Raw genomic sequence first — 11,248 nt, forward strand, 5'->3', positions numbered from 1 at the left:
CGGGCGCCACCCCGGCGACCACGAGGTCGGCCTCCGCCACCGAGCCGTCGGCCAGCTCCAGCCCCGCCGCCCGGCCGTCCTTCTCCAGTACCCCGGCGGCCTCCGCGCCGAAGTGGAACTCCACGCGGCGGGCCAGACACCGTTCGTACACCGCCCGCGCGAGCTCCCGCATGCCGCCCCGCACGTACCAGGTGCCGAAAGCGTGCTCCATGTACGGCAGCACGGCCGCGCTCGCCGGGGTGACGCGGGGATCGAGACCGAAGGCGAGCGCGTGGCTCTCCAGGAGCGCGGTCAGCCGGGGGTCGCGCAGCTCCCACGCGCCGACCTCGGCGAGCGTGCCCGCCGTGCGCGCGCGCAGCAGCCGCCTGTGCGGAACCGCCGGGTAGGGCTCGCGCTCGGCCAGCACCTGCCAGTCGGTCCACAGCGGCTCCTCCAGCAGCGGCCGGCGCGAGCGGTCCCAGGCCTCCCGGGCGCGCACCAGGAAGTCGCCCCAGCGCCGGGCGGCCACCGGGCCGAGGCTCTCCGCCACGGCGGAGACGACACCCGCGCGGGACGCGTTGGGCAGGGACACGCGCGTGCCGTCCGCGAACACGTGGTGCGACGACGGGTCCACCTGGACGAGCTCGACGCACTCCTCCAGCGGCTGCTTGCCGGTCTTCAGGAACAGATCGCGGTAGACCGCCGGCAGGGGCAGCAGCCCCGGCCCGGTGTCGAAGGAGAACCCGTCGCGCTCCACGCGGCGCAGCGCACCGCCGTACGTCTCCGTCCGCTCGTACACCGCCACCCGGTGGCCCGCGACGGCCAGCCGGGCGGCGGCCGCCATCGCGCCCACCCCGGCGCCGATCACCGCAATCCGTGCCATGCCAGGGACTTTATCCGCAGGCACCGGCCGTCCGGCACCGAGCACCCACGCCCGCGGGCCGGGGCGGAGGCGCGGGCACGCACGGGTGAGTACCCGTACCTAGTCGCCCACTTGAGTACCCGCGCGGATGGCTCCGGCCCGTGGGAACGGGAGAGTGGAGACCACGGAGAGGGGCACGGCCCCGGAACCGGCGACACGGGGCGCCGGAGCCGGGCCGGGCCCGCGATCCGCTCCCTGCGCCGGAATCACCGGCGGAGGTGAGGCACGGGGGAGCCCGGGGGACGACCGCGACGGGGGTCCACGGGGGGAACGTACGGGGGAGCACGGAAGGCGCCGGTCCGGCCGGTGGCCCGCGGGGGACGCGGCCACCGCCGGACCGGCGCCTTCATGTGCCGGGGGCCGGAGGGGTCAGGGGCGGCCGCTGACCCGCCCCTGCAGCAGCCGGGACAGCGCCGCGTGCACGTCGTCCAGGGTGCGCTCGGGCTGGAAGGACTTCCAGTCCAGGGCGGCCACCAGCACCATGCCCACCAGCGCCGCGGCCGTCAGCGGGACATCGATCTCCTCGCTGAGCTCACCGGTCGCCACACCCTCGTGCAGCACCCCCTCGACCACCGCCACGGCCTGCTGCCGCACGACCAGCAGCGTGGAGTTCCACGCCCGGTTGGTGCGCCACAGCTCGGCCACGTACAGCTGGGTGAAGGCCGGGTAGCGGTCGATGAAGACCAGCCCCGCGCGGATCATCGCGTCCAGCGCGTCGACCTTGCCGCGGCCCTCCCCCGCCGTCCTCTCGGCCGCCTCCCGGAGCGAGGCGGTCAGCAGACCGACCCCGTGCCGCAGCAGCTCCTCGAAGAGGACCGACTTGCTCGCGAAGTTGTAGTAGACCGTGCCCTTCGCGACTCCCGCCCGCTCGGCGATCTCGTCCACGGTGGTGGCCGAGAAGCCCTGCTCGGCGATGAGGGTGACGGCCGCCTCGTAGAGCTTCTGCCGGGTGGCCTCGCGGCGGGCACTGCCGCCCGGCGTGGTGCTGCTGCTTTCCATGGTCCTGATTGTCACAGGAACGCCGGCCCGCCCGTTCACAGGCTCAGCTCGGGGTGCAGCCGGTCCAGTGTCCACACCTGGCGGCGGCGGGCCGACAGCGCGGTCAGCGCCAGGGCGCCCGCGGTGAAGGCCGCCAGCACGGCGCAGGCCTGCCACACCGGTCCGAGGCCGCCGCCCGTGATCAGCCGGCGCAGCGCCTCGACGACGTAACTCATCGGCAGGAACGGGTGCAGCGCGTTGAAGAACGGCGGACTCGTCTGGATGGGGTACGTGCCACCCGCCGAGGTCAGCTGGAGCATCAGCAGGGCGAGGACGAGGATCCGGCCGGCCGCGCCGAACCGCGCGTTCAGCCACTGCACGATCGCCGCGAAGCAGGCCGTCACCAGGAACAGGAAGCCCACGGTTCCGGCGGCCCGCGCCATCTGCAGCCCGAGCGCCCAGTGCAGCACCGACATCAGAGCCACCGTCTGCAGCACCCCGATCGCCACCACCGGCAGCCAGCCCGACAGCGCGATCCGCCAGGCCGGGGCGCCCGCCGCGAGCGCCCGCCGGTTCATCGGCGAGATCAGCATGTACGCCACCATCGCGCCCACCCACAGCGACAGCGGGATGAAGTACGGGGCGAAACCGGTGCCGTAGTCGGGCGCCTTGTGCGCGTCACTGGAGACGAGCCGCACCGGGTCGGCCATCACCTCGGTACGCCGGTCGCGGTCCCGCTCGTCGTAGTCGGGGATCTTCCCGGCGCCCTCGTGCAGTCCGCCGGCCAGTTCGCCGGAGCCGTCGACGAGTTTGTAGAGACCGCCCTGGAGATCGTCCGCGCCGGTCTTCAGCGCGCCGACACCCTTGTCCAGGTCCCGGGCGCCGGTCGCGGCGGTGCCGAGCCCCTTGTGGAGCTTCTTCGCCCCGGCGGCGACCTTGCCGGCCCCGGTGTCGAGCTTGTTGATCCTGGTGACGGCGTCGTCCAGGTCCTCGGAGAGGCGGGGGGCGCGGACGGCGAGCGCACGGGCCTGCTTCTCCAGGCCGGCGAGCTGCCCGTCGAGCTTCTTCAGTTCCGCCCGGTGGTCGGTGACCAGGGTGCCGACGTCCTCGGCGACGGCCGCCGCCGTGGCCACCGCGTCCCTGGCCTTCGTCAGGTCCGGGCAGGCGGGATCGGGCAGGGCGGGGTCCTCGCAGCGCGCCCTGTGCACGTCGTCCATGGTGCCGGACGCCGCGCGGGCGTCCTTCGCGGCGGCCGGCGCCCGCTCCTCGAGCGCGTCGAGGTCGCCCCGGAGCCGGCCGGCGGAGTCGGCGACGGCCCGCGCGGTGTCGCCGATGGCCTTCTCGTTCTCCTTCAGGAACGGACCCAGCTCGGCGTCGACCGCGTTCACCTTGCCGGCGAGCTTCCGGGTGCCTTCCGCGACCTTCCCGGAGCCGTCCTCCAGGTCGCCCGCGCCCTTGTGCAGGTCCTTCAGGCCCTTGGACAGCTTGCCACTGCCCTTCTGGGCGTCGGTGAGGCCGTCCGAGAGGTCCTCGGAACCCTGCTCCGCCTTCCCGATGCCGCCGTTCAGCCGGTCGGCGCCCTCCGCCGCCTTCACGGTCTCCCCGTGGATGCCGGAGAACGAGACGAAGATCTTGTCCAGGAAGGTGCGTGAGGTCTTCGTGGAGGCGGCCCGGCGCACCTCGCCGAACACCGTGCGGGAGATCTGCCCGACGATGTAGTTGTTGGCGTCGTTCGTCCGCACCCGCAGGGCGCCGGTCTCGGGGGAGTCGCCCGAACTGGAGGCGATACGCCGGCTGAAGTCGGCGGGCATCGTCAGCGACAGGTAGTAGGTGCCGTCCTCGACACCCCGCCGGGCCTCGTCCGCGCTCACCTCCCGCCAGTCGAAGGTGTTGCTGTCGCGCAGGCCCTCGGCGATGTCGTCGCCCGCCGTGATCCGCGCGCCGTCGGCGGTCGCCCCCTTGTCGTCGTTGACCAGCGCCACCGGGATCCGGTCCAGCCGGCCGTAGGGATCCCAGAACGACCACAGGTACAGGGCGCCGTACAGCAGGGGCAGCACCAGCAGGGCGACCAGTGCCGCGCGCGGCAGCGTGCCCCGGCCGAAGCGCCGGAGCTCAAGAGCGGCCAGTCCCGGCGAGCGCATCGGCTGCCGCCTCCTTCTCCTCGTCGGGCCGGGTGGCCCCGGTACGGACGGCCACCGCGTCGCGCGGTGCCTCGCTGCACGCCGCCAGCACGGTGACGCCGGCGTGGGTGACGGACCTCAGAAGGGTCCAGATCTCCTCCCGTTCGGCGGGGGAGAGCTTGAGATCGGCGTCGTCGACCGCGATCAGCCGGGGGCGCCACAGCAGCGCCAGCGCGAGCGACAGCCGCAGCGACTCCACCCGCTCCAGATCCCGTACGGCCGTCCGCGGGCCCTTGGGCAGGGCCGTGAGGTCCAGACCGGCCGCGGTCAGCGCGGTGTCGACGCGCCGCCTCTCCTCGCGCGTGCGCTCACCGCGCCCACGCGGCAGGAGGCGGGGGAACGAGCCGGCGAAACGACGGTGCAGCAGTGCCTGCTCGCGCAGGTGCTCGCCGACGGTGAAGGCCGGGTCCAGATCGGTCACACCGGTGACGTGCGCCAGGGCACTGCGGCGGCGTACGGCGGCCATGTGCCGGGGCAGTTCCAGCCCGCCGACGGCGGCCGCGCCCTCCGTGGGCCGCATCCGTCCGGTGAGTGCGAGCAGCAGGCAGGTGCGGCCCGAACCGGACGGCCCCTCCACCGCGATCAGCGAGCCGGCCTCCGCGTCGGCGCGGACGCCGCGGAACGCCCAGCCTCTCGGCCCGCGGAGGCCGAAGTCATGGGCCGTGACGGCGAGTCCGAGCGGATCGTCCACAGTCCCCCCTCTGTCGACTTTCTTTGAACTGACTGGTCAGTGCAAAAGTTAGCTCGAACGGCTACTCGAAGCAAAAGCCCAGGTCAGAACGGATTGTCAGTGCCATACCTCACGATGTGTACATACGGCACCCCGTCTCGGGGCGTGCCGTCACGAAGACGACAGGAGGTTCGTCATGGCCAACTCGTCCGCAGCCGCCGCCCGTCGGCGCCGTGCAGCCGGCCCTGCCCCCTCACTGAACGGCCCGGCGAGCGACGTCCACCCCGTGCTGCGCCGCGCCACGGCCCCGCCCGCCGCCCTCGACCTGCTCGCCCAGGCCCGTGCCGGACTCGACGAGACCACCGTCCTCGAAACGTCGAACGAGCGCTATGCGACGGCCCACCTCGCCGCCCTGCGCACCGCCGCCGCCGTGCTCGCCGCACGCGGCCGGCCCGAGACCTCACCCAGGGGCCGGGCCAAGATCCGCAGCGCCTGGGACGTACTCCCCGAGATCGCCCCCGAGCTCACCGAGTGGAGCGCGCTGTTCGCCTCGGGGGCCGGGCGCCGCGCCCGCGCCGAGGCGGGCATCCAGGGCGCGGCGACCACCCGGGACGCCGACGACCTCATACGGGACGTCACGACGTTCCTCCGCCTGGTGGAGCGCATGCTGGCACCCCAGCCGCTCCTGCCCCAGCCACGTACCGAAGGGACGGACCTCCAGGGGCGCGGGGAACTGCGCACCGGGGGCCTGGGGGCGTAGCCCCGAGGACGGGACGGGAAGGGGCAGCGGGGGCGAACATCCGGGGCGGGCCCGCGGCCGCGCGGGTCCACCCCGGCCAGGTGACCGGACGGCACCGCACAGGCCATAAGGTGGACAGCATCCCAAGCCCGACCGTCCCGCCGAACCCCCGGCGGGACCCCGCCGAGGAGTCACTACCGTGTCGGACCCGATGCGACCCCGCGCCGCTCTCCGTACCGCCGTGGTCTGGGGGGTCCTCCAGGACGCCCTGGAACGCCGGGTCGAGGCGACCGGACGGCAGGCGCTGGACGTCCTCGACACCGGCGGCGGCAGCGGCAACTTCGCGGTGCCCCTCGCCCGCCTCGGCCACCGGGTGACCGTCGTCGACCCCAGCCCCAACGCGCTGTTCGCCCTCGAGCGCCGCGCGGCCGAGGCCGACGTCGCCGACCGGGTCGTGGGCGTCCAGGGCGACGCCCACGGTCTCTTCGACGTGGCCGAGCGCGGCGGCTACGACGTCGTGCTGTGCCACGGCGTCCTGGAGTACGTCGACGACCCGGCCGAAGGCGTTCGCAACGCGGTGGCCGCGCTGCGCCCCGAGGGCGTGCTCAGCCTGCTCGCCGCGGGCCTCGGCGGCGCCGTGCTCTCCCGCGCCCTCGCGGGTCACTTCACGGAGGCTCAGCAGGCGCTCGGTGACCCGAACGGCCGATGGGGCGCCGGCGACCCCGTGCCGCGCCGCTTCACGGCCGGGCAGCTCACCTCACTCGTGGAGGACGCGGGCCTGCGGGTCGGTGCCGTGCACGGTGTGCGGGTCTTCGCCGACCTCGTGCCCGGCGTGCTCGTCGACACCGAGCCCGGCGCCCTGGACGCCCTGCTGAAGCTGGAGGCCGCCGCGGCCGAGGTCGCCGCCTTCCACTCCGTGGCCACCCAGCTTCATGTGCTCGGTGAGACGCCGGGGCCCCTGGGGCGTGAGCCGCGAGCTGTGACGCGTCGCTGATCAGCGACGCGTCCGGTGGCCCCGCTGTGCATGGACTGCGCCACAGGCCCCCCGAATGGCGGCCGGGCGCCGTATGATCGAGGGAGACCGCCCGGCATGACGGGTCGGCCGCCGGGGAATGAGAAGCCTCAGCGGGCCGGGACGTGATGGCTGGTACCGGTTGGCCAATTGGCGTAGAGGGGCGGGTTTCACGGGGGCGATTCCCTGCCTATCCTGAAGGGACCCCCCGGGTCGCCCCGGCGACTGCACGATGAGGAGGACTCCGTGCCGCTCTCGGAGCACGAGCAGCGCATGCTCGAGCAAATGGAGCGAGCGCTGTACGCCGAAGATCCCAAGTTCGCGACGGCGCTCGAGGGAAGCGGGCTGCGTACGTACACCCGGCGACGGGTCTACCAGGCGGTCGCGGGCTTCCTCGTGGGTATTGCGCTCCTCATGGCCGGTATGGTCGCCCAGCAGGTCTGGCTCAGTGTCGTGGGATTCCTCGTGATGCTGGGCTGCGCGGTCCTCGCGGTGACCGGCTGGCGCAAGGCGCCCAAGCCGGGTGAGCAGGCCGCCGGTGCCGCCGGTGCCGCAGGTGCCCCGCAGGCGGGCCGTCAGGGGAGACAGCGTCGCTCCGTGATGGACCGTATCGAGGAGCGCTGGCAGCGGCGGCGTGACGAGCAGGGTGGGCGGTAGGTCCGCCTTCTGACGCGTCGAGACATGGTTGAGGGGGTGACCACTCCGTAGGTGGTCACCCCCTCAACCATGTTCTCGGGACGCGTGCTGCCGGTCCCGGCGGTCGTCGGCCCGTGCGGCCCGCGCCTTCCGGGGCGCCCGGCGTCGGTACGGTCCGGGAGCGGGTGGCGCGGACCGGCGCTGACGGGGTGCCGTCGCGCCCACCCGTGCCGCCCCAGCGGCACGACTGCCCGCGGTAGCGGTGGTTCGGGGGTGGGTGGCGTGGTTCGGTGCCGGTGGGGTGTCGTCGCGTCCGCGCGTGCCGCGCCCCTGCGGCACGACTGTCCGTGGTAGCGGTGGTCCGGTGCTGGGGGAGCGGCCCGCGGAGTGGTCTTCCGCGGGCCGCTCGTATCAGCTTCCCTGGCGGGACGGGCGTCGCCAGGTCGGGCGGAGGGCCAGGAGGCGGGTGCGGACGCTCGACCACCGGGTCGACACCGCCCAGACCACCCGTACCACCGACCGCGGTGCGAGTACCGCCCGCAGCCGCGTCCGCCGGCCGGCCGTGTCCCGCAGACCCTCGATCACCCGGCGCACCTCGTCCGCCAGACCCACCGCCGGCCGCGGCCTCGGCGCGTACAGGACCTGCTCCACCGCACCGGCGACCCGGTGCACCGATTCCGCCGTGCTCCGGTCGAGACGGCCGAGCCGCACGATCCGGTCGGCCGTCCCCCGCGGCGTCAGCGACTCGTCCGGCAGGATGCCGTAGTCCCACGCCGTGTCGGTCAGCTCGTCCCAGACGCCCAGCACGTACGGCGCCGCCTCCGCCTCCGACCGGCCGTGCCCGCCGAGGCGCACCGCCCGCGTCCGCAGCCGCCACAGCATCGGCGACAGCGGCAGGGCCAGGACGGCGAGACCGGCCAGCGCCCACATCAGCAGCGCGTACCACTTCGGCCCGTCACCGCCCGTGGCCGTCACCGCCTGCGGCGACTCGCTCCCGCACCCGTCCAGCCTCCTGCGCTCGGGCGAGCAGCTCTCGCTCTGGGACGGTGCCGCGGACCCCGCATCGGGCGCCGCACGCGACGGCAGGGCCGGATCGGGCAGCGTGCTGTCCGCCGCGTCCGGCACGGTGTACGACGGCGCCGAACCCCGGGTCGGGGTCGGCTCGAAGCGGGTCCAGCCCACACCCTCGAAGTACAGCTCCGGCCAGGCGTGCGCGTCCCGCAACCCCACCGAGATCGTGCCGTCCGCCTGCGGGGTGCCGGGCGCGAAGCCCACCGCGACCCGCGCCGGTATGCCCAGGGAGCGGGCCATCGACGCCATCGCGAAGGAGAAGTGCACACAGAAGCCCTGCTTGTCCCGCAGGAAACGCTCGATCGCCTGGGAACCGCTGCCGACGTCGACCTCGGTGTCGTACTCGAAGCCGCCGTTCAGCGTGAAGTACTCCTGGAGCTTGACCGCCTGGTCGTAGGAGCTGTCCGCGCCCTCGGTGACCTCGCGGGCGGTCCGGGAGACCAGGCCCGGCAGCGAATCCGGCAGTTCGGTGTACTCGCGCTTCAGGGCCGGCGACGGCTCCGGCGCGCCGGCCAGCTGCTCCGCGGTGGGCCGCACCTGGAGGCTGCGCACCTCGTACGTCAGATCGCGGGTGTTCTGACCGTGGTCGCCGACCAGGGTCATACCCACGGGTTCGTAGCGCCAGTCGCCCTTGATGCTGACCTCGCTCGGCGGGTACGGCATCGGCAGCCAGTTCTGGCCGTACCAGTCGGCGGTGGAGACCGTCGTGCCGACCTCCGTGCGCGCGATGTCGGGGCCGAGGCCGGGCGGGGTGGGGAACCTGCCGTCGGGCACCGTGGTGATGGACCGCTTCGACGGCTTCCACGTGGTGCCGTCGAAGTCGTCCAGGGAGACGATCCGCAGATACAGGTCCGACGTGTCCGCCATCTCGGAGCGCACCGACAGCACCTGGCGGTCCTCGTTCACGTTCAGCGAGTCGCGCAGCGACACCAGCGGGTTCACCGCGGAGATGGTGCCGCCCCCGCCGCCGCCCGAGCCGACCCCCGAACCGGTGGGATCCAGCAGCCCTCCGTTCATCGACGGCAGGCCGAGCGGCGCCACCAGGGCGATGCCCACCGCGAGCACCCCGATCCGCCGTCCGGTGCGCACCGGCGCGACGGCGCCCGGCTGGTCGGCTCCCGGGCCGCGGGCCGTCCCGCTGAACACCCGGCCCCACTGGGAGAGCCGGTCGCGCCCCTCGGCGAGCAGCAGCATCAGATAGCCGGCCGCCGCCAGCAGGAACCACAGCCAGTCGATGCCGTCGTCGGACAGTCCGGCGGCCACCGAGTACAGCGCGAGCAGCGGGAGCCCGGCCGGGGCCGCGCTGCGGAAGGTCACCGCGAGGGTGTCCACCAGCAGCCCGATCACCAGGACCCCGCCGACCAGCATCAGCCGGATGCCGTCCGTCAGGGGCGCCGGGATCGCGAACCGGCCGACGTCGTTCCCGCCCTGCTCCAGCAGCGCGGCGAAGTGACGGAAGGCCTCGGGACCGGGTATCAGCCCGGCGAACGCGTACTCACGCGCGAAGACCAGGGTCAGCAGCACCAGCGTGACGAGGAACTGCGCCGCCACCGTCAGCGGCCGCGCCAGCGGCACCCGCCGGGCGGCCGCGCCCACGCCCGACTGCACCGCCAGCAGAAGCGTCGACTGGACGAGCCAGGTCGCCTCGCTGACCAGCGGCACCAGGGCGCACGCCGCCATCAGTGTGGCCGCCCACGCACAGATGGCCAGCCTCGCCCGCCCGCTGATCACGGTCCCTCCCCACCGCTCGCCGCGGCCAGGCCCGACCGCTCGCGGTCCGCCTGCCGCCACAGCTCGTCCAGTGAGGCGCCACGCGGCACCCCCAGGGCGGTCCAGCCCGCCTCCCGCAGCATCCGCAGCCGCTCCTCGCCCTTGTCCGCCGGGCCGGGCACACCGGCCGCTTCCCGAAGCCAGGCCCCACTGTCCAGCAGGAAGGCGAGAGCGCCCCCGCTGCGCTGCCGCATCCGGGCGAGCACCGCGGCCTGCTCCTCGTCGAGGTCGCCGAGGAAGGCCACCAGCAGCCCCTCGTTCCCCCCGCGCAGCACGTCGAAGGCGCGGGACAGGCCGTCCTCGTCGGAGTGGTCCACCACGGCCAGGGTGTCCATCATCAGCCCGGCCGCGTCCGCCGACTCCTGGTTCACTCCCGCGAAACCGTCGGACCCCTCGCCCGGCACCGAGGTGCCGGTGTCGGTCAGCAGCCGCACCGAGAAGCCCCGCTCCAGCATGTGCACCAGCACGGAGGCCGCGCCGGACACCGCCCACTCGAACGCCGAGTCCGGACCCGCGCCCTCGTAGGCGACGGCCCGGGTGTCCAGCAGCACCGTGCACCGGGCGCGCTGCGGCTGCTCCTCGCGGCGCACCATCAGCTCGCCGTAACGCGCGGTGGAGCGCCAGTGCACCCGGCGCAGATCGTCGCCGTAGCGGTAACCGCGCGGGATGACGTCGTCCTCACCGGCGAGCGCCAGCGAACGCTGCCGCCCGTCGCCGTAGCCCATCGCCTCGCCGCCCAGCCGCACCGGCGGCAGCGGCTCCACGCGCGGGATCACCGTCAGCGTGTCGAACGTGGAGAAGGACCGGGTCAGCTCGCACATCCCGAACGGGTCGGACAGCCGCAACTGGAGCGGGCCCAGCGGGTAGCGGCCGCGCAGATCGGAGCGGACCCGGTAGGACACCTCACGTCGCCCGCCCGCCTCCACCCGGTCCAGTACGAACCGGGGGCGCGGGCCGAGCACGTAGGGCACCCGGTCCTGGAGCATGAGCAGGCCGGTGGGCAGTCTCGAGACGTTGTCCATCCGCAGATGCACCCGGGACTCGGAGCCGGCGGGGACCCGGCCGGGGGAGAGCCGGCGGCTGCCGGCGACCCGGTAGCGGGTGCGGTAGAGCACGGCCGCGCACACCAGCGGCAGTACCGCCAGCAGCAGCCCGACCCGCAGCAGATCGCTCTGCCCGAGCACATACGCGCAGACCGCGGCGGCCACGCCGGCGGCCAGAAAGGACCGGCCACGGGTGGTGAGTCCCGCCAGGGCCGTCCTGATCCCGCTCCGGTCGCCCGTGTCGCCGT

The 11,248-nt window shown here is 74.1% G+C and carries 9 protein-coding genes; 3 read left to right on the forward strand and 6 right to left on the reverse strand.

Translation table 11 applies throughout. The annotated features are described in order from the left end of the window. The 4 genes from B9S61_RS20735 to B9S61_RS20750 form a co-directional block, all read right to left on the reverse strand. Nucleotides 1-862 (reverse strand): NAD(P)/FAD-dependent oxidoreductase (locus B9S61_RS20735; RefSeq protein ID WP_146064903.1); only part of this gene is annotated, 862 nt, incomplete at its 3' end. 408 nt (nt 863-1,270) lie between these two features. After that, the gene (locus B9S61_RS20740) at nt 1,271-1,900 is read right to left on the reverse strand and encodes a TetR/AcrR family transcriptional regulator (protein ID WP_103543595.1); all 630 of its coding nucleotides are present in this window, start codon (nt 1,898-1,900) and stop codon (nt 1,271-1,273) included. Nucleotides 1,901-1,935: 35 nt separating this feature from the next. Further along, nucleotides 1,936-4,020 carry a YhgE/Pip family protein gene (locus tag B9S61_RS20745; RefSeq protein WP_103543596.1) on the reverse strand — a complete coding sequence of 695 codons (2,085 nt, stop codon included), beginning with the start codon at nt 4,018-4,020 and terminating at the stop codon, nt 1,936-1,938. Further along, nucleotides 3,992-4,750: an ATP-binding cassette domain-containing protein gene (locus tag B9S61_RS20750; RefSeq protein ID WP_103543597.1), complete on the reverse strand. Its 759-nt coding sequence runs from the start codon at nt 4,748-4,750 to the stop codon at nt 3,992-3,994. The genes B9S61_RS20745 and B9S61_RS20750 overlap by 29 nt, the downstream gene beginning before the upstream one ends. Before the next feature lie 175 nt (nt 4,751-4,925). Here B9S61_RS20750 and B9S61_RS20755 point away from each other — a divergent pair, with 175 nt between their 5' ends. From B9S61_RS20755 to B9S61_RS20765, 3 genes are all read left to right on the forward strand, one after another. Further along, nucleotides 4,926-5,489 carry an SAV_6107 family HEPN domain-containing protein gene (locus B9S61_RS20755; RefSeq protein ID WP_103543598.1) on the forward strand — a complete coding sequence of 188 codons (564 nt, stop codon included), beginning with the start codon at nt 4,926-4,928 and terminating at the stop codon, nt 5,487-5,489. 178 nt (nt 5,490-5,667) lie between these two features. Further along, nucleotides 5,668-6,462 carry a methyltransferase gene (locus B9S61_RS20760; protein ID WP_181007456.1) on the forward strand — a complete coding sequence of 265 codons (795 nt, stop codon included), beginning with the start codon at nt 5,668-5,670 and terminating at the stop codon, nt 6,460-6,462. Between the two features lie 264 nt (nt 6,463-6,726). After that, nucleotides 6,727-7,137, forward strand: coding sequence for a DUF3040 domain-containing protein (locus B9S61_RS20765; RefSeq protein ID WP_103543599.1), 411 nt, complete (start codon nt 6,727-6,729; stop codon nt 7,135-7,137). Nucleotides 7,138-7,527: 390 nt separating this feature from the next. On the opposite strand, the gene B9S61_RS20775 is transcribed toward B9S61_RS20765, so the two are convergent. Continuing rightward, complete coding sequence (locus tag B9S61_RS20775) at nt 7,528-9,867, reverse strand: DUF3488 and transglutaminase-like domain-containing protein (protein ID WP_181007457.1); 2,340 nt, start codon at nt 9,865-9,867, stop codon at nt 7,528-7,530. Between the two features lie 47 nt (nt 9,868-9,914). Next, nucleotides 9,915-11,248 (reverse strand): DUF58 domain-containing protein (locus B9S61_RS20780; protein ID WP_103543601.1); only part of this gene is annotated, 1,334 nt, incomplete at its 5' end.

The organism is Streptomyces sp. SM1 (assembly GCF_002910825.1).
GTDB lineage: Bacteria > Actinomycetota > Actinomycetes > Streptomycetales > Streptomycetaceae > Streptomyces > Streptomyces okerensis.